This window comes from Pseudomonas sp. GW821-FHT09C09, from assembly GCF_059418105.1.
This window is the reverse complement of record NZ_JBWKPF010000003.1, coordinates 479,169-504,450: the sequence shown is the minus strand read 5'-3', so window position 1 is coordinate 504,450 and position 25,282 is coordinate 479,169. Positions and strand designations below refer to the sequence as shown.

General features: G+C 62.6%; 22 protein-coding genes. 7 read left to right on the top strand and 15 right to left on the bottom strand.

Annotated features, from left to right (window positions below; genetic code table 11):
* Positions 1–82 precede the first annotated feature (82 nt).
* Entirely contained in the window at positions 83–1,924 is a 1,842-nt protein-coding gene (gene ilvD / locus AC07NR_RS12045) for a dihydroxy-acid dehydratase (protein ID WP_064380052.1), read from the top strand.
* A 61-nt stretch (positions 1,925–1,985) separates the two neighbouring features.
* Here the strand turns inward: ilvD and AC07NR_RS12040 are convergent, their stop codons facing one another.
* Entirely contained in the window at positions 1,986–3,041 is a 1,056-nt protein-coding gene (locus AC07NR_RS12040; RefSeq protein WP_495078632.1) for an HAD family hydrolase, read from the bottom strand.
* 241 nt (positions 3,042–3,282) lie between these two features.
* On the opposite strand from AC07NR_RS12040, the gene AC07NR_RS12035 reads away from it, so the two are divergent.
* Complete coding sequence (locus tag AC07NR_RS12035; RefSeq protein ID WP_495078631.1) at positions 3,283–4,671, top strand: L-cystine transporter; 1,389 nt, start codon at positions 3,283–3,285, stop codon at positions 4,669–4,671.
* Between the two features lie 100 nt (positions 4,672–4,771).
* Here the strand turns inward: AC07NR_RS12035 and AC07NR_RS12030 are convergent, their stop codons facing one another.
* A complete protein-coding gene (locus AC07NR_RS12030; protein ID WP_495078630.1) occupies positions 4,772–5,284 on the bottom strand; it encodes a dihydrofolate reductase in 513 nt (170 codons plus the stop codon).
* Between the two features lie 85 nt (positions 5,285–5,369).
* On the opposite strand from AC07NR_RS12030, the gene AC07NR_RS12025 reads away from it, so the two are divergent.
* Positions 5,370–6,743, top strand: coding sequence for a DUF2868 domain-containing protein (locus AC07NR_RS12025; protein ID WP_495078629.1), 1,374 nt, complete (start codon positions 5,370–5,372; stop codon positions 6,741–6,743).
* Positions 6,736–8,112 (top strand): GTPase/DUF3482 domain-containing protein, encoded by a 1,377-nt coding sequence (locus AC07NR_RS12020; RefSeq protein ID WP_495078628.1) that lies wholly within the window; start codon positions 6,736–6,738, stop codon positions 8,110–8,112. The genes AC07NR_RS12025 and AC07NR_RS12020 overlap by 8 nt, the downstream gene beginning before the upstream one ends.
* 9 nt (positions 8,113–8,121) lie before the next feature.
* On the opposite strand, the gene AC07NR_RS12015 is transcribed toward AC07NR_RS12020, so the two are convergent.
* From AC07NR_RS12015 to AC07NR_RS11985, 7 genes are all read right to left on the bottom strand, one after another.
* Positions 8,122–8,679, bottom strand: coding sequence for a phosphonate degradation HD-domain oxygenase (locus AC07NR_RS12015; RefSeq protein WP_495078627.1), 558 nt, complete (start codon positions 8,677–8,679; stop codon positions 8,122–8,124).
* Entirely contained in the window at positions 8,679–9,812 is a 1,134-nt protein-coding gene (locus tag AC07NR_RS12010; protein WP_495078626.1) for a TIGR03364 family FAD-dependent oxidoreductase, read from the bottom strand. The genes AC07NR_RS12015 and AC07NR_RS12010 overlap by 1 nt, the downstream gene beginning before the upstream one ends.
* A 128-nt stretch (positions 9,813–9,940) precedes the next feature.
* On the bottom strand, positions 9,941–10,966 hold the full coding sequence (locus AC07NR_RS12005) for a putative 2-aminoethylphosphonate ABC transporter substrate-binding protein (RefSeq protein WP_192552510.1): 1,026 nt from the start codon (positions 10,964–10,966) through the stop codon (positions 9,941–9,943).
* Positions 10,967–11,003: 37 nt separating this feature from the next.
* Positions 11,004–12,728 (bottom strand): putative 2-aminoethylphosphonate ABC transporter permease subunit, encoded by a 1,725-nt coding sequence (locus AC07NR_RS12000; protein ID WP_495078625.1) that lies wholly within the window; start codon positions 12,726–12,728, stop codon positions 11,004–11,006.
* A complete protein-coding gene (locus tag AC07NR_RS11995; protein WP_085709030.1) occupies positions 12,728–13,804 on the bottom strand; it encodes a putative 2-aminoethylphosphonate ABC transporter ATP-binding protein in 1,077 nt (358 codons plus the stop codon). The genes AC07NR_RS12000 and AC07NR_RS11995 overlap by 1 nt, the downstream gene beginning before the upstream one ends.
* Positions 13,805–13,911: 107 nt before the next feature.
* Positions 13,912–14,775 (bottom strand): LysR family transcriptional regulator, encoded by an 864-nt coding sequence (locus AC07NR_RS11990; protein WP_119427508.1) that lies wholly within the window; start codon positions 14,773–14,775, stop codon positions 13,912–13,914.
* Positions 14,776–14,791: 16 nt separating this feature from the next.
* On the bottom strand, positions 14,792–17,047 hold the full coding sequence (locus tag AC07NR_RS11985; protein WP_495078624.1) for a heavy metal translocating P-type ATPase: 2,256 nt from the start codon (positions 17,045–17,047) through the stop codon (positions 14,792–14,794).
* An 84-nt stretch (positions 17,048–17,131) separates the two neighbouring features.
* On the opposite strand from AC07NR_RS11985, the gene cadR reads away from it, so the two are divergent.
* Positions 17,132–17,581, top strand: a complete 450-nt coding sequence (gene cadR, locus AC07NR_RS11980; protein ID WP_064600182.1) for a Cd(II)/Pb(II)-responsive transcriptional regulator — start codon at positions 17,132–17,134, stop codon at positions 17,579–17,581.
* A 59-nt stretch (positions 17,582–17,640) separates the two neighbouring features.
* Here cadR and AC07NR_RS11975 read toward each other — a convergent pair whose 3' ends face one another.
* From AC07NR_RS11975 to AC07NR_RS11965, 3 genes are all read right to left on the bottom strand, one after another.
* A complete protein-coding gene (locus AC07NR_RS11975; protein WP_011336420.1) occupies positions 17,641–18,612 on the bottom strand; it encodes a thymidylate synthase in 972 nt (323 codons plus the stop codon).
* Between the two features lie 50 nt (positions 18,613–18,662).
* A complete protein-coding gene (lgt, locus tag AC07NR_RS11970; RefSeq protein ID WP_065258902.1) occupies positions 18,663–19,478 on the bottom strand; it encodes a prolipoprotein diacylglyceryl transferase in 816 nt (271 codons plus the stop codon).
* A 96-nt stretch (positions 19,479–19,574) separates the two neighbouring features.
* Positions 19,575–20,357: a sulfite exporter TauE/SafE family protein gene (locus AC07NR_RS11965; protein WP_134828427.1), complete on the bottom strand. Its 783-nt coding sequence runs from the start codon at positions 20,355–20,357 to the stop codon at positions 19,575–19,577.
* 130 nt (positions 20,358–20,487) lie between these two features.
* Here AC07NR_RS11965 and AC07NR_RS11960 point away from each other — a divergent pair, with 130 nt between their 5' ends.
* Positions 20,488–21,234, top strand: a complete 747-nt coding sequence (locus tag AC07NR_RS11960; RefSeq protein ID WP_495078623.1) for an NRDE family protein — start codon at positions 20,488–20,490, stop codon at positions 21,232–21,234.
* Positions 21,235–21,265: 31 nt separating this feature from the next.
* Here the strand turns inward: AC07NR_RS11960 and ptsP are convergent, their stop codons facing one another.
* Positions 21,266–23,530, bottom strand: coding sequence for a phosphoenolpyruvate--protein phosphotransferase (gene ptsP, locus AC07NR_RS11955; protein WP_085709024.1), 2,265 nt, complete (start codon positions 23,528–23,530; stop codon positions 21,266–21,268).
* Between the two features lie 22 nt (positions 23,531–23,552).
* On the bottom strand, positions 23,553–24,032 hold the full coding sequence (locus tag AC07NR_RS11950) for an RNA pyrophosphohydrolase (RefSeq protein WP_003229203.1): 480 nt from the start codon (positions 24,030–24,032) through the stop codon (positions 23,553–23,555).
* Between the two features lie 143 nt (positions 24,033–24,175).
* Here AC07NR_RS11950 and AC07NR_RS11945 point away from each other — a divergent pair, with 143 nt between their 5' ends.
* Positions 24,176–24,832 (top strand): histidinol-phosphatase, encoded by a 657-nt coding sequence (locus tag AC07NR_RS11945; RefSeq protein ID WP_085709023.1) that lies wholly within the window; start codon positions 24,176–24,178, stop codon positions 24,830–24,832.
* A gap of 22 nt (positions 24,833–24,854) precedes the next feature.
* Here AC07NR_RS11945 and AC07NR_RS11940 read toward each other — a convergent pair whose 3' ends face one another.
* On the bottom strand, positions 24,855–25,280 hold the full coding sequence (locus tag AC07NR_RS11940; protein ID WP_119427503.1) for a DUF2269 domain-containing protein: 426 nt from the start codon (positions 25,278–25,280) through the stop codon (positions 24,855–24,857).
* Between the last annotated feature and the right edge of the window lie 2 nt (positions 25,281–25,282).

Genomic DNA, 25,282 nt, shown 5'->3' with positions numbered 1-25,282 from the left:
ACACACGGCCATTTCTGAGTGTTCCAGACGTCAATAGAAGCTCACTCCCTTTTGATACCTGATTAGCCGCCCGGAGTGCTCCATGCCAGATTACCGCTCGAAAACATCCACCCACGGCCGCAACATGGCCGGCGCCCGCGCACTGTGGCGCGCCACCGGGATGAAAGATGACGACTTCAAGAAGCCGATCATCGCCATTGCCAACTCCTTCACCCAGTTCGTACCGGGCCACGTGCACCTGAAGGACCTGGGCCAGCTGGTTGCCCGTGAAATCGAACGCGCCGGTGGCGTGGCGAAAGAATTCAACACCATCGCCGTGGATGACGGCATCGCCATGGGCCACGACGGCATGCTGTATTCGCTGCCGAGCCGCGAGATCATCGCCGACTCCGTCGAGTACATGGTCAACGCCCACTGCGCCGACGCCATCGTCTGCATCTCCAACTGCGACAAGATCACCCCGGGCATGCTGATGGCCGCCCTGCGCCTGAACATCCCGGTGATCTTCGTCTCCGGCGGCCCGATGGAAGCCGGCAAGACCAAACTGGCCAGCCACGGTCTCGACCTCGTCGACGCCATGGTCATCGCCGCCGACTCCAGCGCTTCTGACGAGAAGGTTGCCGAGTACGAGCGCAGCGCCTGTCCGACCTGCGGTTCGTGCTCCGGCATGTTCACCGCCAACTCGATGAACTGCCTGACCGAAGCCCTGGGCCTCGCATTGCCGGGCAACGGTTCGACCCTGGCCACCCACAGCGACCGCGAACAGCTGTTCCTGCAGGCCGGCCGCACCATCGTCGAACTGTGCAAACGCTACTACGGCGAGAACGACGAGTCGGTACTGCCGCGCAACATCGCCAACTTCAAGGCGTTCGAGAACGCGATGATGCTCGACATCGCCATGGGCGGTTCGACCAACACCATCCTGCACTTGCTGGCCGCCGCCCAGGAAGCCGAGATCGACTTCGACCTGCGTGACATCGATCGTCTGTCGCGCAAGGTGCCGCAGCTGTGCAAGGTCGCGCCGAACATTCAGAAGTACCACATGGAAGACGTGCACCGCGCCGGCGGCATCTTCAGCATCCTCGGTTCGCTGGCCCGTGGCGGCCTGCTGCACACCGACCTGCCGACCGTGCACAGCCGCAGCATGGAAGAAGCCATCGCCAAGTGGGACATCACCCAGACCGACGATGAGGCCGTGCACCATTTCTTCAAGGCAGGCCCGGCCGGCATTCCGACGCAAACCGCGTTCAGCCAGTCGACCCGTTGGGAAACCCTGGACGACGACCGTGAAAACGGTTGCATCCGCAGCTTCGAACACGCTTATTCGAAAGAAGGCGGCCTGGCCGTGCTGTACGGCAACATCGCCCTGGACGGCTGCGTGGTGAAAACCGCCGGCGTCGACGAGTCGATCCACGTCTTCGAAGGCAACGCCAAGATTTTCGAAAGCCAGGACAGCGCCGTGCGCGGCATCCTCGCCGACGAAGTGAAGGAAGGCGACATCGTCATCATTCGCTACGAAGGCCCGAAAGGCGGCCCGGGCATGCAGGAAATGCTCTACCCGACGTCGTACCTGAAATCCAAGGGCCTGGGCAAAGCCTGCGCCCTGCTGACCGACGGCCGTTTCTCCGGCGGCACTTCCGGTCTGTCCATCGGCCACGCTTCGCCTGAGGCTGCAGCTGGCGGCGCGATCGGTCTGGTGCAGGACGGTGACAAGGTGCTGATCGACATTCCGAACCGCTCGATCAACCTATTGATCAGTGACGAAGAACTGGCGGCACGCCGGGTCGAGCAGGACAAGAAAGGCTGGAAACCGGTCGAGAAGCGTCCACGCAAAGTGACCACCGCCCTCAAGGCCTACGCCCTGCTGGCGACCAGCGCCGACAAGGGTGCGGTACGTAACAAGGCGATGCTCGACGGCCTGTAAGGGTCAAATCGCAGAAACAAAAATGCCCCGCCAAGTGCGGGGCATTTTTTTGCCTTGAGGCTTACTGAATCTCTTCCGGCTTCACGATCACCCAGTTCTTGTCCGCCGTCACCGGCAAACCTTCTTTCGCCTGGGCCGCAGCGTGCTTGGCCATCATGCCGTTGAGCTGGGTCATGTACTTGTCCTTGCGGTTGACCCACAGGTGAATGCCGCCCTTGGCCACGTCGACGCTGTGGAACAGCATGTAACCGTCGCTGCTCGGCGTGTCGCCACCCACCAGCACCGGTTTTTTCCATTCGTCGATGTAGGTCAGGATCGCCGCGTGCTTGCCGGCCATCCAGGTCGCCGGGGTCCACAGGTACGGGGTCAGTTCGAGGCCGAGGTTGGCCTTCTCGTCATACTTGCCGGCGGTGATCTGCTTGCGCGCAGTGGTCAGCTCGCCGGTCTCGCGGTTCTTCAGCAAGGTGGTCACGCCAATGACGTTCTGCGGTTTGACGTTGTAGCCGTACTTCGGATCGGCCGCGACCATGCGCACCAGTTCTTCGGAGGCGGCGGTCATCACGTAGACCTCGATGCCGTTCTCCATCAGTTTGTTGTACAGCTCGGCCTGACCGGTGAAGACTTTCGGCGGCTGCACGTCGATGTTCTTGACCACATCGCCTTCGTAATAGGTCGCCGGTACCGGTTTGCCCGAGGCCATCAGTTCGTCGACGTAGCCTTTGAGCTCCTTGAGGGTGAAGCCGGAGAACACCTGCGCCACCCATGGGTAGCAGACCATGTCGTCGACTTCGCAGAGGCGGTAGTAGTAGCTGAACAGGCTTTCCTTATGGTCGGCGGTGTCCTTGAACGGGATCAGTTTCAGCGACGGGTCGAGCTTGTCACGAGTGATCAGGCCCTTGTTTTCCATGAACGGCAGCAACGACTCTTCGAGGTCATAGCGGTAACTGGTGTTGTCCATGTCGAACACCGCGTAGTTACCCTTGTTGGCGTTGGCCGCGATCATCGCGTCCAGTGCCTTGGCCTGGTCCGCCGGCCAGTGCTTGAGGTCAGTGGCGAACGCTTGGCCAACAAGGCCGAAGCAGAGTGCGGCAGCCAGCAATTCAGGTGCGAACTTCATTCTGCGTTTCTCCCCGATTGAAAGAGATCGACGCTAACAAATCAGTGTGACAGTTACCGTCTGTCAGCGACTGTCCACGTCCCTTTTGCGCCAACTGCATCCCCGAGAGCGACACCCGCTTATTCCAAAAACGACGGACGACCTTTGATTTCGGTATTAAATCATTGGAAATCAAACTGTTAGGCTTGCCGGTTCGCAACAGCCCCGGAAGGTTGTTGGCACAGTCTTTTCTGGAGTCCTCATGAATCTGCCCCTGATTCTCAACTTGCTGGTGTTCCTCGCCCTGCTCTTCGGCCTGGCGCAAACCCGTCACACCTCGTGGAGCCTGGCGAAAAAGGTCCTGCTCGCCCTGGTGCTGGGCGTGGCGTTCGGCATCGCGCTGCACACGATCTACGGTGCCGGCAACCCGGTGCTGAAAGCCTCGATCGGCTGGTTCGATCTGGTGGGCAACGGTTACGTGCAGCTGCTGCAGATGATCGTGATCCCGCTGGTGTTCGCCTCGATCCTCAGCGCCGTAGCCCGTCTGCACAACGCTTCTTCGCTGGGCAAGATCAGCTTCCTGACCATCGGCACGCTGCTGTTCACCACGGCGATTGCGGCGCTGATCGGCATCGGCCTGACCAACCTGTTCGGCCTGACCGCCGAAGGCCTGGTCGCCGGCACGCAGGAAATGGCCCGTCTGCAAACCATTCAGACCGACTACGCCGGTAAGGTCGCCGACCTGAACGTGCCGCAACTGCTGCTGTCGTTCATCCCGCAGAACCCGTTCGCCGACCTGGCGCGGGCCAAGCCGACCTCGATCATCAGCGTGGTGATCTTCGCCGCGTTCATGGGGGTTGCCGCGCTGCAACTGCTCAAGGATGACGCCGAGAAAGGTCAGAAAGTGATCAACGCCATCGACACCCTGCAAGCCTGGGTGATGCGTCTGGTGCGTCTGGTGATGAAGCTGACCCCGTACGGCGTGCTGGCGCTGATGACCAAAGTGGTGGCCGGTTCCAACCTGCAGGACATCATCAAGCTCGGCAGTTTCGTGGTGGTGTCGTACCTCGGTCTGGGCCTGATGTTCGTCGTGCATGGCCTGCTGGTGTCGGCGGCCGGGATCAACCCGCTGCGTTTCTTCCGCAAGATCTGGCCGGTGTTGACGTTCGCATTCACCAGCCGCTCCAGCGCCGCAAGCATTCCGCTGAGCATCGAAGCGCAGACCCGTCGTCTGGGCATTCCGCAATCGGTGGCAAGCTTCGCCGCCTCGTTCGGTGCGACCATCGGCCAGAACGGCTGCGCCGGCCTGTACCCGGCGATGTTGGCGGTGATGGTTGCACCAACGGTCGGCATCAACCCGCTGGATCCGCTGTGGATCGCGACGCTGGTGGCGATTGTGACATTGAGTTCGGCCGGTGTGGCGGGCGTGGGCGGCGGCGCGACCTTCGCGGCACTGATCGTGCTGCCGGCCATGGGCTTGCCGGTTTCGCTGGTGGCGTTGCTGATTTCGGTCGAGCCGCTGATCGACATGGGTCGTACGGCGCTGAACGTGAGTGGTTCGATCACCGCTGGCGCGATTACCAGCCAGGTAATGCAGCAGACCGACAAGGCCCTGCTGGATGCCGATGAGCATGCGGCGCTAGCGAGCTAGCCAGCTGCAAGCTGCAAGCTGCAAGCTGCAAGCTGCAAGCTGCAAGAAGAGCATTCCCGCTTTCACTTGTGGCTTGCAGCTCGAAGCTCGAAGCTCGAAGCTATTTTTTCTCCCAGACTTCGAAGTGGTAAGCCGGTTTGTCGCCTTCAGCCGGATTCGGCACGTTCGATACCAGTTTCCAGTGGTTCAGATCGAACTCCGGAAACCACGCATCCCCTTCCGGGCTCAACGCCACACGGGTCAGATACAGACGATCCGCCTGTGCCAGCCCTTGCGCATACAACTGCGCCCCGCCAATCAGCATCAATTCGTCGACGCCCTGCTCTTTCGCCCATTCTTCGGCGCGAATCACGGCGGCTTCCAGCGACGGATAGACTTCCGCCCCTTCCAGCACCAGATCGGCCTGACGGCTGACTACGATGTTCAAACGGCCCGGCAACGGACGACCCAGCGAATCCCAGGTCTTGCGACCCATGATGATCGGCTTGCCGAGCGTCGTGGCCTTGAAGTATTTGAAATCCCCCGGCAGGTGCCAGGGCATGCTGTTGTCGACGCCGATCACGCGGTTTTCACCGAGGGCTGCGATCAGGCTGAGGGGGAGTGATTTAGTCATGCCGGCGAGGATACCAGAGCCGTGCTTACCCCGATAAGCGCCACAGCAGTTATGCTCACGGCTCAATCAAGCATCGGGATGCCGCGTGACTGAACTGACTCCATTGCAAAACCTCTGGCTCACCGAAACCGTGCGCCTGCGCGAAGAACACGCAGGCCCGCTGGACGATCAGGAAGCCAATCGCCTGGCCCGAGCGGCCGGCGGCGATCTGCCGGGACGCATTCAACGCCGTGCCCTGTGGCTGGCCGAGCGCGATGGTCTGACCTCGGCGCTCAAACACTGGCTGCAAGGCGCGCGTCTGGCGTTGGTGCTGCTGGCGATCCTCGCGGTATTGAGCGGCGCGGGTCTGGCCTTCACCGCGCTGGGCCAGACGCCGGTCAATGTGTTCTGGGCCCTGGGCAGTCTGCTAGGGCTGAATCTGATTCTGCTGTTGAGCTGGGTGCTGGGGCTGGTCTTTGCCGGCGAACACGGCGCCACCCTTGGCCGCTTGTGGCTATGGCTCAGTGAAAAACTTGCCCGCGATGCCAAGGCGGCGCAACTGGCGCCGGCCCTGCTGTTGATGCTGCAACGAAAGAAACTCAATCGCTGGGCGCTCGGCACGCTGGTCAATGTCCTGTGGCTGCTGGCGATGGTCAGCGCGCTGGTTTTGCTGCTGACGCTGATGGCGACCCGGCGCTACGGCTTCGTCTGGGAAACCACGATTCTCAGCGCCGACACCTTCATCAACATGACCCAGGCCCTCGGCGCATTGCCGGCGCTGCTGGGTTTCAACGTACCGACCGTGGACATGATCCGCGCCAGCGGCGACACCGCGCTGAACATCGAAAGCGCCCGTCAAGCCTGGGCAACCTGGCTGGTCGGCGTGCTGGTGGTGTACGGCGTGCTGCCGCGTCTGCTGCTGGCGCTGTTTTGCTTCTGGCGCTGGAACAGCGGCAAGGCTGCGTTGCGTCTGGACCTGAACCTGCCCGGCTACGCCCAACTGCGCGAACGCCTGATGCCGACCAGCGAACGCCTCGGCATCACCGACCCCGAGCCTGCGCAATTGCACCGCGTCGAAAGCGCCGTCGGCGAACTCGCCAGCGATGGAGCGTTGCTGGTGGCAATCGAACTCGACGATCAACACTCATGGCCACCGACGCTGCCGAAAAACGTCAGCAACGCCGGCATCCTCGACAGCCGCGAATCGCGCAACAAACTGCTCGAACAGCTCAGCCGTTTCCCCCCGGCGCGACTGGCGATTGCCTGTGACCCTCGGCGCTCACCGGATCGCGGCAGCCTGGCGCTCATCGCCGAACTGGCGCGCAATGCCGCCGCGACCCGAGTCTGGCTGTTGCAGGCGCCACAAGGACAAGCGCTGGACGCCGAACGTCTCGGCGACTGGCACGTGGCCTTGCAGCAACTCGAACTGCCGTTTGCCGATTGCGCCCCGTTGAACTGGCTGGAGCACGGACATGACTGATGCCTGGAAAGCGCCGCTGAAACTGGCGGTGGTCGGCCACACCAACGTCGGCAAGACTTCGCTGCTGCGCACCCTGACCCGCGACGTCGGCTTCGGCGAAGTCTCCCATCGGCCGAGCACCACGCGGCATGTCGAAGGTGCGCGGCTATCGGTGGATGGCGAACCGCTGCTCGACCTCTACGACACGCCGGGCCTGGAAGACGCCATCGCCCTGCTGGATTTTCTCGAGCGTCTGGAACGCCCCGGCGAACGCCTCGACGGCCCGGCGCGATTGGCGCGGTTTCTCGACGGCAGCGAAGCACGCCAGCGCTTCGAACAGGAAGCCAAGGTGCTGCGGCAACTGCTCGATTCCGATGCCGGCCTGTACGTGATCGATGCCCGCGAACCGGTGCTGGCCAAGTACCGCGACGAACTGGAGGTGCTGGCCAGTTGCGGAAAACCGTTACTGCCGGTGCTGAATTTCGTCAGCAGCGCAAACCACCGCGAGCCGGACTGGCGTGAAGCACTGGCGCGCCTGGGGCTGCATGCATTGGTGCGCTTCGACAGCGTCGCCCCGCCCGAGGATGGCGAGCGGCGGCTGTATGAAAGCCTCGCGTTACTGTTGGAAAACGCCCGTCCGCAACTTGAACGGCTGATCGCCGATCAACAGGCCCAACGTCTCGCCCGCGAGCAAAGCGCCGCGCGTCTGATCGCCGAATTGCTGATCGACTGCGCCGCGTGCCGACGTAGTGTGGCGAGCAACGCCGAACAGGAACAACAGGCCATCAGCGAACTGCGCAAAGCCGTGCGCCAACGCGAGCAGAAATGTGTCGAAGCGTTGCTCAAGCTCTACGCCTTCCGCCCGCAAGACGCCGCCGCCAGCGATCTGCCGTTGCTCGACGGCCGCTGGGGCGATGACCTGTTCAACCCGGAAACCCTCAAACAACTGGGCGTGCGGGTCGGCGGCGGGATTGCGGCCGGTGCAGCCGCCGGTGCAGGCGTGGATTTGCTGGTCGGCGGCATCACCCTCGGCGCCGCCGCACTGGCCGGCGCGATTGCTGGCGGAGCCCTGCAAACCGCCCGCAGCTACGGCAATCGCCTGCTGGGCAAGATCAAAGGGCAGCGGGAACTGACGGTCGATGACAACGTGCTGCGCCTGCTGGCATTGCGTCAGCGGCAACTGTTGCAAGCGCTGAATGCCCGAGGCCATGCGGCGATGGATGCCGTTCAAGTGGCAACGCCGCAGGACAAGACCTGGCGCGAAGGCAAGCTGCCCGAGGCTTTGGGCAAGGCCCGGGCGCACCCGCAGTGGTCGTCACTCAACCCCCATCCGAAGCTGAATCAGGCGGAACGGCAGGAGCAGATCGAGTCATTGGCTGTAGATTTGTAGCGGCTGACCTCAGGCCGCCAGAACCCGCGCCGCTTTGTCTTTCAGCACGCCCAGATCCATCACCGGCACCGCCATCTCCTTCGCCAGTTCATCCCACTGGCGCATCCTCAGACTGACGGCACACAGCGGATCCCGCTCGAACGCATCGGCTTCAGCCTCGGTCATCACCCCGCCCTGATACTCCAGGGTGCGGCGGCTGGCCTCGCTCAAGCGTTCGTAATAGCCCGACTCCCTGAGCGTCAGATAGCGCTTGGCCTGGACGTGATACTCCACCAGCCGCGCCAGGCGCTCGCTGAATCCGGCTTCACGCAAATAGTCCGCACCGAGCCGTTCGTGGCTGACCACACCGTAACCGCCCATGTTCTCCGCGCCTTCGGCACACAAGTGACCGATGTCGTGGAAGAACGCGGCGAGCACCACTTCATCGTCAAAGCCTTCGGCGATGGCCAGTTGCGCCGCCTGGGACATGTGCTCGATCTGCGACACCGGTTCGCCGATGTAGTCGCTGGCGCCGAACCGCTCATAGAGCCCGAACACCCGGTCAATGACTTGCTCGTGATTCAACATCAACGCTCTCCAAAAAGCTGTGCGACATTGCGCTCGGCCATGGCCGGGCCGACGCTCATGCCGACGCCGCTGTGCATCAGCGCCACGCTCAGCCCCGGCGCCGGACGCAGGAACGAAAACGGCCCCGGCCCCCGGGAACCATAGACACCCTGCCAGCGCTCGACCACCTGCACCTTGCAGCCAAGGGTCTGTTCGGCCAGTTCGAGCATCCAGTTGTCGACCTGCTCGGCGTTGAACGGTGACGGATCGCTGCCGTAATGGTGCGAGTCGCCGATGATCAGTTCGCCGTAAGGCGTCGGGCTGATCAGCAGGTGAATGCCGTTTTCCTGCAGGTGCGGTTGCTCGCGCAGGATCTGCGCCTGCACCGCCGCCGCTTCCGGCAAATCGGCGAAGGCGCCGTAATGCACGCAGCTGAGGCCGGTGAGCAGAGCGTGTTGCAGGTTCAGGTCGATCTGCGGCCGGGCGCGAAGCATTTGCAGGCGGCAGATTTGCGGGTCGAGGGCGGCAATCGGTTCGGCCAGCAAGGTCTGATAATCGTGGCCGGAACAGACGATGATCTGCTCGGCGGTGAAAAGCCCGGCGGTGCTGTGCAGGCGCCCCGGTTCGACGTCGCGCACCAGCGTCGAGAAGTGAAACTCGACGCCGAGTTCGCGACGCAGGTAGTCGATCAACGCCGGAATCGCTTCCCGGGAATACAGCTGTTGATCGTCCATGCCGTGCAGCGCGGCGCGGTGATGGCTGAACTGGCCGCCATACAGATCACGCAACGCGGCACCGCGCAGCAGTTCGACGCGGTAGTCGTGCTCAACGGCGCGCCCGGCACAGAAGGCTTCGAGCAAGTGCTCTTCGGCCTCGGTGCGAGCGAACAGGTACGAGCCGTTGCGCTTGAGTTGCAGGCCGGCGAGCTGCGCCCACTGGCCCCAGATTTCGCGACTGGCCTTGGCCAGTTCGAGCATCGGGCCCGGTGGCTGGCCGGTGACCAGTGCCTGGCCGAAGTTGCGTACCGATGCGCCGATTGGCGTTGCAGTGCGCTCGAAAACGCTGACCTTAAGGCCGCGTTTGGCGGCGGCGTAGGCATGGGACAGGCCGAGGATGCCGGCGCCGACGATGAGCAGGTCGTTGTGTTGTGTCATGGAGATTTGCCCTGAATGGGAGCCCGCCTTCGCGAGCAAGCCCGCTCCCACAGGGAATTGCGTTGTGAATGCGATCCAGTGTGGGAGCGGGCTTGCTCGCGAAGAGGCCCTGTCAGTCGATGAAGATCTTACTTGGCAGCGACTTTCTCGGACTTGCCGTCATAGCGCTTGCGCCATTCGGTCAGGATCTCGTCGCGGTTCTTCGAGGCCCAGGCAAAGTCGTTCTTGATCAGGCGCTGTTCGTAGTCGGCCGGCAGTTCGGTCTGCGGCTTGGCGATGCCCGGCTGGGCGAGGACAGCGAAGTTTTCCTTGTACAGATCCATCGCCGGGGCGCTGGCGGAGAAGTCGGCCAGTTTCTTCGCAGCTTCTTCATGCGGTGTGCCTTTGATCACGGCAGTCGCTTCGATCTCCCAGCCCAGGCCTTCCTTCGGCAGGATGATGTCCAGTGGCGCGCCCTGACGCTTCAGCTGAACGGCCGGGTATTCGAAGGAAATGCCGATCGGGAACTCACCGGCAGCAGCCAGTTTGCAAGGCTTGGAACCGGAGTGAACGTATTGGCCGATGTTCTGGTGCAGGCCGTCCATGTAGGCCCAGCCCTGTTTCTCGCCGAAGGTTTGCAACCAGGCGCTGACGTCGAGGAAGCCGGTGCCGGACGAGGCCGGGTTCGGCATCACGATCTTGCCTTTGTACTCAGGCTTGGTCAGGTCCTGCCAGCTCACCGGTTTGGTCAGGCCCTGCTTCTCGGCCTCGACGGTATTGAAGCAGATGGTCGCGGCCCAGACGTCCATACCGACCCAGGCTGGCGGGTTGGCGGCGTCGCGGTAGTTTGCGCCGATCTTGCCCAGGTCCTTCGGCGCATAGCTTTGCAGCATGCCTTGCTGGTCGAGGATCGCCAGGCTCGACGCCGCCAGGCCCCACACCGCGTCAGCCTGTGGACGCTCTTTTTCGGCCAGCAGTTTGGCGGTGATGATCCCGGTGGAGTCGCGTACCCACTTGATCTCGACGTCCGGGTTGGCTTTTTCGAACGCAGCCTTGTAGGCGGTCAGCTGTTCGGCTTCGAGGGCGGTGTACACCGTCAACTCGGTTTTTGCCGCGAAGGCATTCAGGCTGAAAGTAGCGAGCACAGCAGCGGCCAGGGCCATAGGCTTGAACATGATCGTTTTCCTGTAGGTGAGTTGAACGGGGTTGGAATCAGTGACCGGGCGCCGTTTGCCGCCAGGCCTGGGAACGGCGCAGCAAGCCGCGCGAAGCCCACGCCAGCAGCAAGGACACGCCCGCCGAGGTGAACAGAATCAGGGTCGACATCGCCGCCGCGCCGCCGACGTTGCCGGCGTCATCCATGTTCAGCACCGCCACCGCCGCGAGGATGGTGTCGGGGCTGTAGAGGAAGATTGCGGCGGAAACGGTGGTCATCGCCGAGACGAACAGGTAGCGCACGATGTCCAGCAGCGCCGGCAGGCAGATCGGCACGGTGACCCGCAGGTAATGCCGGTAGAGAGGCGCCTTGAGCGACAGCGCGGCGGCTTCGAATTCGGCATCGAGTTGACGCAACGCGGTGGTGGCGGTCATCTGCGCAGTGGTCAGATAGTGAGCAATGGTGCAGACGATCAGCAGGGTCATGGTCCCGTACAACACGTGCAGCGGGTTGCCGGTGAGGTTGAAGAAGAAGACGTAACCCAGACCCAGCACCAGCCCCGGCACCGCCATCGGTACGAAACTGAGCATGCGCAGTGTCAGATTGAGTCCGCGCTGGCTGCGGGTCTTTTCCATCAGGTAGGCACCGGTGAAGATCAGCACACTGCCGATCAACGCCGTACCCAGCGCCATTTTCAGACTGTTGCCGTAGGCCAGCCAGCCACCGCCGGCGGTCTCGTTGAACTGGTAGTGGTTGAGCGACAGCGACAGGTTGTACGGCCAGAACTTCACCAGCGACGAGAACACCGCCATGCCGAAAACCAGCAGCAACGCCGCGCTGATCAGCAGGACGATGGCCAGATAACAGGCGTCGCGCTTCTTCGACGGCGCCGGTTTGAACACTTGGGCGCGGCCGCTCATGGAGTCGCCGTGACGTCGTCGCAGCCAGGCATCGACACCGAAGCTGAACAGCGCCGGCAGCAGCAGAACCATGCCGATCAACGCGCCGCGACCGAATTGCTGCTGGCCGACCACCGCTTTGTAGGCTTCCAGCGCCAGAACTTGATAGTCGCCACCGACCACCACCGGCACACCGAAATCGGTGATGGTCAGGGTGAACACCAGGCAGAACGCGGCGAACACCGCCTGGCGGGTCGCCGGCCAGGTGATACTGCGAAAGGCCTTCGCCGGACTGGCGCCCATGCTCGACGCGGCGTCGAACAGTCGCGCATCCGCCAGCGACAGGGCTGACAGCAAAATCATCAAGGCGTGTGGGAAGGTGTAGATCACCTCACCCAGAACAATCCCCCAGAAGCCGTAGATGTTGTCCGACAGCAGCCCGCGCAACATGCCTTGGTTGCCGAACAGATAGACCAACGCAATCCCCGGCAGCATCGATGGCGCCATCAGTGGCAGCAGCGAAATCCCGCGCCAGATGCCTTTTGCCGGAATCAATGTGCGCTGCAAGGCGTAGGCAAACAGGTAAGCCAGCGGTACGACGATGGCCGCGACGCTGAGGGAAACTTTCAGGCTGTTACCGAGCAGCCAATGGAAATTGTCGCTGGTCACCAGCTCCTTCGCGGCGAGCCAGCCACCGCCCTGCCCGGCTTCGCTGCTGAAGCCGCGCCAGAAGATCGCCAGCAATGGCAACAGCACCGCCACACCGAGCAATACCAGCAGCAGAAGTTTGCCGCCGAGGACGAAGATCCGGTCGCCGACCTCGGCCCCGGACATCTGCCGCGCCTGCTTTTGCGGTAGCGGCAGTGCGAGGTTGCTGTTCATCAGGCAAACACCTGCAGGCTGCGCGGTGGCAAGGCAACCATGATCTGCTGGGCGCCGAGGCGCGGCATGGCTTCCGGCGCCAGTTCGGCGAGCAAGGCGTGGCCGGGCAGTTGATCGAGCTCGAAGCTCATGCGGCAGCGGTTGCCGAGGAAAGTGATCTCGCGGACCTTGGCCGGGAACAGGTTTTCTTCGTGCACCAGCGGATTGACGTTGATTGCTTCCGGGCGGCAGAACAAGCGGCCCGACGGGCTGTGGACGCTGCCGTCGGCCAGGCGCAGGTTCATCCCGCCGACCTTGGCGTGGCTGTCGCTGCTGCGCTGGAACGGCAGCCAGTTGCCCTGGCCGACGAACTCGGCCACGAACGGCGTAGCCGGGCGGTTGTAGATTTCCTGCGGGGTGGCGTACTGCTCGACCTTGCCGTTGTTCATCACGGCGATGCGGTCGGCCATCAGCATGGCTTCGTCCTGATTGTGGGTGACCATCAGGGTGGTGATGCCGAGGTTGCGCTGCAGTTGGCGCAGCTCTGTGCACAGGTGCTCGCGGACCCGGGCATCGAGGGCCGACATCGGCTCATCGAGCAACAGAAGTGACGGCGCCGGCGCCAAGGCACGGGCCAGTGCCACCCGTTGCTGCTGGCCGCCGGACAACTGGCCCGGGTATTTTTTCTCACTGCCGCTGAGGCCGACCAGCTCCAGCATCTGACCGACACGACGGCGCACTTCATCGCGACCACTGCCGGCGAGGCCGTAGGCAATGTTCGCTTCGACAGTCAGATTGGGGAACAGCGCGTAGGACTGGAACAGGATCCCGTAGTCCCGGGCCTGCGGCGCGAGGTGGGAAACATCGCGATCGCCGAGGTACAACTCGCCGCTGTCCTGCTTCTCCAGACCGGCAATGCAACGCAGCAGCGTGGTCTTGCCGCAACCCGACGGGCCGAGCAGGCACACCAGCTCACCGGCCGCGACATCAAGGGAGACATTATCCAGCGCCGTGAAGGCGCCGAAGCGCTTCTGCACGCCGCGCACTTTCATCGGGGCGCCGGGGTTGGTCAGGGCAGTTGCGATTGCAGGGTTCATGGACAGGCCTCATCAAGCAGATGAGACGAATCCTAGAGTTGTAATGCGTCGGTCATATGGCAACAAGGCAAAAACGACCGATAGTGGTATTCAGGGATTTTGGTTGATCAGGCCGGAGACATTTCCTGCGCCAGCCCAAGAAACGCTGCCGGCAACCGGGCGTTCTTTCGTTCCTTGAGGCAGTAGAGATATTCGGGAATCTGCGGTGCATTCTCCAGGGTCAGCACCCGCAACTGCGGATCATGCGGCACTTCCTGGCGGGCGATGATGCTGATGCCGATGTTGCGCAGCACCGCCTCGCGGATCGATTCACGGCTGCCGATCTCCAGCAACGGGCCGAAACTGACTCCCGCGCCGGCCAGCAATTCTTCAGTCAGGCGACGGGTGGTCGAGCCCGGCTCGCGCATCAACAGGGTATGTCCGGCCAGCGCATTCAGCGTCACGTGGTCGTGCGCCGCCAGCGGGTGATTGCGATGCACCGCCAGCACCAGCGGATCGCTGCCGAGCACCCGGCGGATCAGCCGCGCATCGTCGAGCAACTGCGATGACGCCGCGACATCCACCCGGTAGTCCTCCAACGCTTCCAGCACTTGCTGTGAATTGCCGATTTCCACCGAGACTTCAACCTGCGGCAGGCGCTCGCGGAAGGTCTTCACCAGATCGAGGATGTAATACGGCGCCGTGGCGGCGATGCGCAGCGTGCCCTGCACCTGACCGCTGTTACGCAGGAAGAATTCGATATCGGCCTCCTGCTGCAACAGCGCCTTGACCATCGGCAACAGCCGCGCGCCTTCGTCGCTGACACTCAGGCGCCGGCCCCCACGGTAGAACAGTTCCACCGAATACTGGCTTTCCAGATTGCGGATCTGGGTGGTCACGGTCGGTTGGCTGAGTCCAAGCTTTTTCGCCGCCAGCGTGATGCTGCCCAGGCGGGCCACCATGTAAAACGCTTTCAGCTCGGCACTCAGCACAACCGTCCCTCTTCCTCTATTTACGCAGCAGGCGCAAACCGTTGAACACCACCAGCAGGCTCACGCCCATGTCGGCAAACACCGCCATCCACATGGTGGCGAGCCCGGCGAAGGTTACCCCAAGAAAGATAGCCTTGATCACCAATGCCAACGCAATGTTCTGTTTCAGGATGCTGGCCGTGTTGCGGGACAGGCTGATGAAGGCCGGAATCTTGCGCAGATCGTCGTCCATCAGGGCGACATCGGCGGTTTCAATCGCTGTATCGGTGCCGGCCGCCGCCATCGCAAAACCGATCTCGGCCCGCGCCAGTGCCGGCGCATCGTTGATGCCATCGCCGACCATGCCGACCCGACGGCCCTGCGCATACAGGTCCTCGATGGCTTGCAGTTTGTCGGTCGGCAGCAAATCGCCCTTGGCCTGATCAATGCCGACCTGCGCCGCAATCGCCTGCGCGGTGTGGACGTTGTCGCCGGTCAGCATCAGGGTTTTCACGCCCAGGTCGTGCAACTGCCGGATCGCCTCGCGGCTGGTTTCCTTGACGGTGTCGGCCACGGCGAACAGCGCCAGCGGGCCGGAACGGTCGAGCAGCAACACCACGGACTTGCCCTGTTTCTCCAGCGCGAAAAGCTTTTCTTCCAGTTGCGGCGAGCACAGGCCCAGCTCTTCCACCAGTCGGTGATTGCCCAAATGGTAGGCCTGACCGTTGACCTCACCCTTCACTCCGCGCCCGGCCAGTGCTTCGAAGTTATCCACAACCAGCGGCGCGAACCCTTTATCCACAGCGGCATTGGCGATGGCCAGCGACACCGGGTGATCGGAGCGCCCGGCCAGCGCCGCGGCAATGGCCGGGGCTGTGGCGTCGGCGGTCGGGTCGAGGGACAGGTAGTCGGTCTGTACCGGTTTGCCATGGGTGATGGTGCCGGTCTTGTCGAGGGCCAGATAGTCGAGCTTGAAGCCGCCCTCCAGGTACACGCCGCCCTTGACCAGAATGCCTTTGCGCGCCGCTGCGGCGAGGCCGCTGACGATGGTCACCGGGGTGGAAATCACCAGTGCGCACGGGCACGCGACCACCAGCAACACCAGCGCGCGGTAGATCCAGTCGAACCATACGGCGCCCATGAACAGCGGCGGGATGATCGCCACGGCCAGGGCCAGAACGAAGACTACCGGGGTGTAGATCTTCGAGAACTGATCGACGAAGCGCTGGGTCGGCGCCCGCGCGCCTTGCGCCTGTTCCACGGCGTGGATGATCCGCGCCAGGGTGGAATTGTTCGCCGCTGCGGTCACTGTGTATTCCAGCGAACCGGCCTGGTTGATGGTGCCGGCGAAGACTTTGTCACCGACGGTTTTTTCCACCGGCAGGCTTTCGCCGGTGATCGGCGCCTGATCGATGGTCGTGCTGCCGCTGACGACTTCACCGTCCAGCGCGATGCGCTCACCGGGTTTCACTCGCACACGAGCGCCGAGATCGATGCTTTTCACATCCAGTTCGACCCAGTTGCCGTCAGCCTGCAACACCGTCGCCTGCTCCGGCGTCATCTGCATCAGACCGCTGATGGCGTTGCGTGCGCGATCCAGCGAGCGCGCTTCGATCAGCTCGGCCACGGTGAACAGGAACATCACCATCGCCGCTTCCGGCCACTGGCCGATCAACACGGCGCCCGTCACGGCGATGCTCATCAGAGCGTTGATGTTGAGGTTGCGGTTCTTCAGGGCGATCCAGCCCTTCTTGTAGGTGGTGAGGCCGCCGCTGAGGATCGAGATCAGCGCGATGATCGCCACCACCCAGGTCGGGGCAGCGCTGGTGAAGTGGATCACTTCGGCAGCGAGCGCACCGACGCCGGACAGCGCCAGTGGCCACCAGTGCTTTTTCACCGGGGCGGCGGCCGGGGCATCAACGCCCGCCTCCAGCGGCTCGGCCTGCATGCCGAGGGATTTGATCGCGTCGATGATCGGCGCGGTGTCCGGCAGATTGTGAGTCACGCCGAGCACGCGATTGATCAGGTTGAATTCCAGTTGCTGGATCCCGGCCAGTTTGCCGAGCTTGTTCTGGATCAGCGTCTGCTCGGTCGGGCAATCCATCGCTTCGATACGGAAACTGCTCAACCGGGCGTCGGCGCTTTTCGCCTCGCTCAGTTGAATCAGCGACGGGGCCGCGGCTTTTGATGCACAGCAGGAATCAGCGCCGTGGTCGTGTTTATGCACAGGCTGCAATTTGTGGCTGTGGTCGTGTCCCGCGTGGGATTTGTGGGTGTGCTGGGAATCGCTCATTGGTCGCGTCCATGAAGGTGCCTGTTGCCAAGTAAAGACCCTGTAGCCACTATAGGGTCAAGCACCCTTTTGGAGATTGCCGTCATGAAGATCGGAGAACTGGCGAAACAGACCGATTGCGCCGTGGAAACCATCCGCTACTACGAGCGCGAAAATCTGCTGCCGGAACCGGCCCGTAGCGACGGCAACTACCGCGTCTACACCCAGGCCCACGCCGAGCGCCTGACCTTCATCCGCAACTGCCGCACCCTCGACATGACCCTCGAAGAAATCCGCAGCCTGCTCGCCTTGCGCGACAGCCCGCAGGATCAGTGCGAAAGCGTGAATGCGCTGATCGACGAGCACATCCAGCACGTCAAGGCGCGGATCGACGGGTTGTTGGCGTTGCAGACGCAACTGCTCGACCTGCGCCAGCGTTGTGGCGAAGGGCCGGAGGCGGATCAGTGCGGGATCCTGCAGCGGCTGGAGGTGAGTGGCGGGGTTGTGGCGACGGAGGTCGAGCATTCGCATGTGGGCCGCAGCCACGGCCATTAAGAACCACGGAAACGACTGAGGGAGCCATTTGGCTCCCTCAGTTGTTTGTCACCTGTGCTTCAGACCGCCATCGGCGCAGTCATCGGCGCATGGTGCTCGTAGCCTTCCAGCGAGAAGTCGCTCGGCTCCACCAGCTCCAGCCATTCCGGCTGGTACACACCGGTCTTGGCGAACTCCGGCACGCGATCCGAAATCTTCAGCTTCGGCATGGCGAACGGCTCGCGCTTGAGCTGTTCGTTGAGCATGTCGAGGTGGTTTTCGTAGACGTGGGCGTCACCGATGAAATAGGTGAACCAGCGCGGCGTGTAGCCGGTCAGGCGACCGATCAAGCTCAGCAGCGCGGCGCCTTCGGTGAGGTTGAACGGCGTGCCCAGGCCCAGGTCGTTGGAGCGGATGTAGAGGGTCAGAGAGATCTCTTTGGTCTCGACATTCGGGTGGAACTGGTACAGCAGATGGCACGGCGGCAGGGCCATTTCATCGAGCTGGGCGCAGTTCCAGCCGTGGAACAGGATGCGGCGGCTGCCCGGGTCCTTGATGATCGTGTCGACGCACTGGCGCACCTGATCGATGGCTTTGTACAGGACCACGTAGGCCTGGCCGTCTTCTTCGCCCTGGGCAATCTGCTTGTAACCGTTGCTCAGGGTTTGTTCGATGGCGGCGGTGTTGCTCAGCGGGATCTGCTTGTATGCCGGCCATTTGCGCCATTGCACGCCGTAGATTTCGCCGAGGTCGTCTTCGCCCTGACGGAACGGGTTGGCCAGCCACTGGGCGTTTTCGTTGGCGTTCTGATCCCAGACCTTGCAGCCCAGCGCACGGAATTCGGCGGCGTTGTTCACGCCACGCAGAAAGCCGCACATCTCGCCGATGGCCGATTTGAAGGCCATCTTGCGGGTGGTGATCGCCGGGAAACCTTCCTGCAGATCGAAGCGCAGCATCGCGCCCGGAAAGCTGATGGTGTTCACGCCGGTACGGTTGGCCTGTTTGGTGCCGTTGTTGATGACGTGCGACACCAGATCGAGATATTGCTTCATGAGTTACCTGTGTCCTTGAGCCCCGGCCAACTGCGCCGGGGTTCGAATATTTAAGCTGTCGGTGCAACCGGCGCCGACGGGGCACGGCGGTAGGCCAGCCAGATCAGGAACAGCCCGCCGATGATCATCGGTACGCAGAGGATCTGACCCATGGTCAGCCAGTTCCAGGCCAGGTAGCCCAATTGCGCGTCCGGCACGCGGACGAATTCGACGATGAAACGGAAGATGCCATAGAACAGAGCGAACATGCCCGAGACCGCCATGGTTGGGCGCGGCTTGCGCGAGAACAGCCAGAGGATCAGGAACAGTGCCACGCCTTCGAGCGCGAACTGATACAGCTGCGACGGGTGACGCGGCAGTTGCGCCGGGTCGCTGAACGGCGGGAACACCATGGCCCACGGCACGTCGGTGGCCTTGCCCCACAGCTCGGCGTTGATGAAGTTGCCGATACGCCCGGCGCCCAGACCGATCGGCACCATCGGCGCCACGAAGTCCATCAGCTGAAAGAACGACTTGCCGTTACGCTTGCCGAACCACAACGCCGCCAGCATCACGCCGATGAAGCCGCCGTGGAACGACATGCCGCCCTTCCACACTTCGAAAATCAGCGTCGGGTTGGCGATGTAGGCGCTCAGATCGTAGAACAGCACATAGCCCAGTCGCCCGCCGACAATCACCCCCATCGACAGCCAGAACACCAGGTCGGAGAGTTTCTCCTTGGTCCAGGTCGGGTCGAAACGGTTGAGCCGGCGCGACGCCAGCAGCCACGCACCGCCGATGCCGACCAGATACATCAGGCCGTACCAATGGATTTTCAGCGGACCGATGGCCAGGGCCACCGGGTCGATCTGCGGGTAAGGCAGCATTGCGACTCCTCGTTAGAGTTCAAATCTTCAAAATTCCCGGGCGACGCTGCCACCTCAGGATTAAGCCAGGATTGTGGCCTGCTCGGAACAGACGCCTCAGAACAGAAAGCTCAGCCCCACGCAGAACAGCAAAGCGGCGAACAGCCGTTTCAGCAACTTCGGCGACAACTTGTGCGCCAGCCGTGCGCCGATCCGGGCGAACACCATGCTGGTCAGCGCAATGCCCAGCAGCGCCGGCAGATACACAAACCCGAGACTATGGGCCGGCAGCAACGGATCATGCCAGCCCAGAATCATGAAACTTATTGCACTTGCCAAGGCGATCGGCAGGCCACAGGCCGACGAAGTCGCCACGGCCTGCTGCATCGGCACGCTGCGCCAGGTCAGGAACGGCACGGTCAGCGAGCCGCCGCCAATGCCGAAAATCGCCGACGCCCAGCCGATCACACTGCCGGCCACGGTCAGACCGAATTTGCCCGGCACCGTTCGACTGGCCTTGGGTTTGACGTCCAGTGCCAGCTGCGCCGCGATCACCAGGGCGAACACACCGATGATCTTCTGCAGGTTGGGCCCGGAGATCGCTTCAGCGGTCAGCGCACCGAAACCGGCACCGAGCAGGATCCCGACGGTCATCCAGGCGAAAATCGGCCAGCGCACCGCACCGCGCCGATGATGCTCACGCACGGCATTGACCGAGGTGAAGATGATCGTCGCCAGCGACGTGCCGACAGCCAGGTGGGTCAGGATCGACGGATCGAAACCCTGCAAGGTGAAACTGAACACCAGCACCGGGACGATGATGATCCCGCCGCCAACCCCGAACAGCCCCGCCAGTACGCCTGCACAGGCACCCAGCGCCAGATAGAGCAGAAATTCCATGACTGCCTCCAGAGGCGCATCCCAAAACCGGAGCGGCATGGTAACGGATGGATACCCTTCGGCTCCACTGGCGATGGATGCACGGACGATGTCTGCGTAGAGTGGGCAAAAAACACACAAGGACCACCTTATGTGCCTGATCGTTTTCGCCTGGCGGCCGGGACATGCCCAGCCGCTGATCGTCGCGGCCAACCGTGACGAGTTCTACGCCCGGCCCAGCCTGCCGCTGGCCCAGTGGCCCGAGTCGCCGCAGGTTCATGCCGGACGGGATCTGGAGGCCGGCGGCACCTGGCTCGGCCTCGGCGCCAACGGCCGCTTTGCCGCGCTGACCAACATCCGCGATCCGCATCAGCCTCCGGCCCGGCGCTCCCGGGGTGAACTGGTGGCGGGGTTTCTGACCGGAAACCTGTCGATCGATGACTATTTGTCCGACGTTGTCGCCCGCTCGCCGGAATATGCCGGGTTCAATCTGCTGCTGGGCAATGCCCACGAGCTGTGGCATTTCAACGCGCGGTCTTCGGAACCGGTGATGTTGCAGCCGGGCATTTATGGACTTTCAAACGCGGGGCTGGATACACCGTGGCCGAAACTGCTCAAGGCCAAGGCGGCATTGAGTGCGGTGCTGGATGATCCGCAACCCGAGCAGTTGCTCGCGCTGCTGGGTGATGCGCAGACGGCACCGTTCGCCGAGCTGCCGGATACCGGCGTGGGGCTGGCGACCGAGTCGTTGCTGTCGAGTGTGTTCATTGCCAGCCAGAGCTACGGAACGCGGGCGAGTACGGCGCTGATCGTGCAGGCAGACGGGACACGGAGGATGGTGGAACGCAGTTTCGGGCCGTACGGCGGGCATCTGGGGGAAGTGGAGATCAACCTTTGAAGATCGCAGCCCGAAGGCTGCGATCTTCTGTTCAGAGCGGTTTGACCATCCGCGATAACCCGAGACTCTTCAGCGCCAGTTGCAGCGAGCTGTGGATAACTTGCGGGTTGTCGATGGTCATCAGTTCCGCCAGCAGATCCTTGGCCTTGCTCAGGTTGATCTGACGCAGCATCCACTTCACCTTCGGCAGGTTGGTGGCGTTCATCGACAAACTGTCGAAACCCATCGCCATCAACAGCACCGCGGCCGCCGGGTCACCGGCCATCTCGCCGCAGATACTCACCGGCTTGCCCTCGGCATGGGCGTCACGCACGACGATCTGCAAGGCTTGCAGCACCGCCGGGTGCAGGTAGTCGTAGAGGTCGGCCACACGCGGGTTGTTGCGGTCCACGGCCAGCAGATACTGGGTGAGGTCGTTGGAACCCACCGACAGGAAGTCGACCATCCGCGCCAGTTCTCTGGTCTGGTAGACCGCCGCCGGAATCTCGATCATCACGCCCACCGGCGGCATCGGCACATCGGTGCCTTCGTCGCGCACTTCGCCCCAGGCCCGGTGGATCAGGTGCAACGCTTCTTCGAGCTCATGGATGCCGGAGATCATCGGCAACAGGATCCGCAGGTTGTTCAGGCCTTCGCTGGCCTTGAGCATCGCACGGGTCTGCACCAGGAAGATTTCCGGGTGGTCGAGGGTGACGCGGATCCCGCGCCAGCCAAGGAACGGGTTGTCTTCCTTGATCGGGAAGTACGACAACGCCTTGTCACCGCCGATGTCCAGCGTACGCATGGTCACCGGTTGCGGGTGGAACGCGGCGAGCTGCTCGCGATAGATCGCCAGTTGTTCCTTCTCGCTCGGGAAGCGCTGGTTGATCATGAACGGCACTTCGGTGCGGTACAGACCGACACCTTCGGCACCACGCTTCTGCGCCCGCGCCACGTCCGCCAGCAGGCCGGTGTTGACCCACAGCGGCATGCGGTGACCGTCGAGGGTCACACACGGCAAGTCGCGCAGGGTATCGAGGCCCAGCGCCAGTTGCTTCTCTTCTTCCACCACGTCGGCGAATTGCTTGATCAGCACTTCACTCGGGTTGGTGTAGATTTCGCCCTTGATCCCGTCGACGATCATCGGGATGCCATCGACCTTGGCGTACGGCAAGTCGACTACACCCATCACCGTCGGAATACCCATGGCCCGGGCCAGGATCGCGACGTGGGAGTTACCCGAACCCAGTACCGAGACCAGCCCCACCAGCTTGCCTTCCGGCACTTCACCGAGCTGGGTGGCGGTCAGCTCTTCACTGACCAGGATGGTGTTGTCGGGGAAAACCATGTTGGTCGTGCGGTCTTCCTGCAGGTAGGCCAGCAGACGGCGACCGAGGTCACGCACATCCGACGCCCGCTCACGCAGGTATTCATCGTCCATCAATTCGAAACGATTGACGTGGTCGGTCACCACCTGACGCAGCGCGCCCTGGGCCCACTGACCCGTCTTGATCACGGTTTTGACTTCGTTCCCGAGGGACGCGTCGTCGAGCATCATCTGGTACACGTCGAACAACGCGCGTTCTTCGGGACGCAACTGGGTGGCCAGTTTGGTCGACAGGTTGCGCATGTCGGCGCGCACGCCTTCAAGCGCCTTCTTGAACAGTTTTATTTCGGCATCGATGTCGTCGACAGACTTGTCCGGCACGACATCGAGGTCGGCTGGCGGCAGCATGACCACCGCCGTACCGACCGCCGCACCCGGCGAGCCCGGAACACCGACGAACTTGGCTTCCTGGATGCCCTTGCCCTGACGGCCCAGGCCACGGATCGAACCGGTGGCCTCGGCATGGGCGATTACACCGGCGAGCTGCGCGCTCATGGTCACGAGGAAGGCTTCTTCACCTTCATCGAACTGGCGGCGTTCTTTCTGCTGGATGACCAACACGCCGACGACGCGGCGGTGGTGAATGATCGGCGCCCCGAGGAACGAGGCGTAGCGCTCCTCGCCGGTCTCGGCGAAGTAGCGGTAGCGCGGGTGATCCGCGGCATTTTCGAGGTTCAGGGGTTCTTCACGCGTGCCGACCAGGCCGACCAGACCTTCGTTGGGTGCCATGCTGACCTTGCCGATCGAGCGCTTGTTCAAGCCCTCGGTGGCCATCAGGACGAAGCGGTTGGTCTCGGGATCAAGCAGATAGACCGAGCAGACCTGGCTGCCCATGGCCTCTTTGACGCGCAACACAATAATCCCCAACGCCGCCTTGAGATCCTTGGCGGAGTTAACTTCCTGGACGATCTTGCGCAGCGTATTGAGCATGGCTCGGGGTCGAACTCCGTCGTCAGTCGCGCGCTAAAAGGCGCGGGGCAAGCTCTTTGAGAGCGCGGCGATACACCTCGCGCTTGAATGTCACCACCTGGCCCAGCGGATACCAATAGCTGACCCAGCGCCAGCCATCGAACTCCGGTTTACCGGTCAAATCCATCCGCACCCGCTGCTCGTTGGAGATCAGGCGCAGGAGAAACCACTTCTGTTTCTGGCCGATGCACAGCGGTTGGCTGTGGGTTCGCACCAGACGTTGCGGCAAACGATAGCGCAACCAGCCCCGGGTACAGGCGAGAATTTCAACATCTTCGCGTTCCAGGCCCACTTCTTCGTTCAACTCGCGGTACAAGGCGTCTTCCGGCGTCTCCTCGGGATTGATTCCTCCCTGTGGAAACTGCCAGGCATCTTGATTGATACGGCGAGCCCATAGCACCTGTCCGGCGTCATTCGTCAGAATGATCCCGACATTAGGACGGAAACCATCGGGGTCGATCACGGCAACAACCTCGCAAACGCATGTCGCCGCATTGTTCCACAAAGCTTGTGAAGGCGGCAACGAAGGTTCCGAGCTTATGTGCACTCTTGTGAAAAGACCGTATTCTTGTGGCCTTTTTACTGACTTTTCAGCGGGTAACTGCAATGCGCCTGGCTTTATTCGATTTGGACAACACCCTTCTGGGCGGCGACAGCGATCACGCCTGGGGCGACTATCTGTGTGAACGCGGCTTCCTCGACCCGATCGCCTACAAGGCGCGCAACGACGAGTTCTACCAGGATTACCTGGCGGGCAAACTGGATAACGCCGCGTACCTGAACTTCTGCCTGGAAATCCTCGGCCGCACCGACATGGCCGTGCTCGAGCAATGGCACAGCGATTTCATGCGCGACTGCATCGAGCCACTGATGCTGCCAAAAGCGGTCGAGCTGCTGAAAAAGCACCGCGACGCCGGCGACAAACTGGTGATCATCACCGCCACCAACCGTTTCGTCACCGCACCGATCGCCGTGCGCCTGGGCGTTGAAACCCTGATCGCCACCGAGTGCGAGATGCAGGACGGCCGCTACACCGGGCGCAGCACCGACGTGCCGTGCTTCCGCGAAGGCAAGGTGACGCGCCTGAACCGCTGGCTGGAAGAGACCGGGCATTCGCTGGAAGACAGCTACTTCTACAGCGACTCGATGAACGACTTGCCGCTGCTGGAGCAGGTGGTGAATCCGGTCGCTGTTGATCCGGATCCGAATCTGCGGGCCGAAGCCGAGAAGCGTGGCTGGTCGGTCATCTCGCTGCGCGATTGATCTCGAGATCGGGCGCCGGGCTTTAAACCGGCTTGGCGCCCATCAACCCGGCAATCGCGACAAAGCAGACAAAACTGAACAGCGCCAGGGCAAAGCTGAACCTGCCCACACCGCCCGGCGTCTTGCGCAAGCGGTTCAAGCGCACCAGCAGCCAGAACCACGCCAGCGCCGCCACGGTGTACAGCACGCTGGAGGCCAGAATCCACGTCTGCCCCAACGGCCAGCCCACCAGATGCACCATCCACCAGCCGGTGAACGGCATGCTCAGCAGCGCCAGGCCCATCAGCAGCCAGACGAACACCCGTGGTCGCTGCAAGGTGCGGCTGCCCGCCGTCGCATCACCCTTGCGCCGGGCCAGTAAAACCCAGACGCCCAGTCCCAGCGCACTCGCCAGCAAAACCACGGTGGCGACCATGTGCGCCGTTTTCAGGGCAGTTAACGTTTCCATTG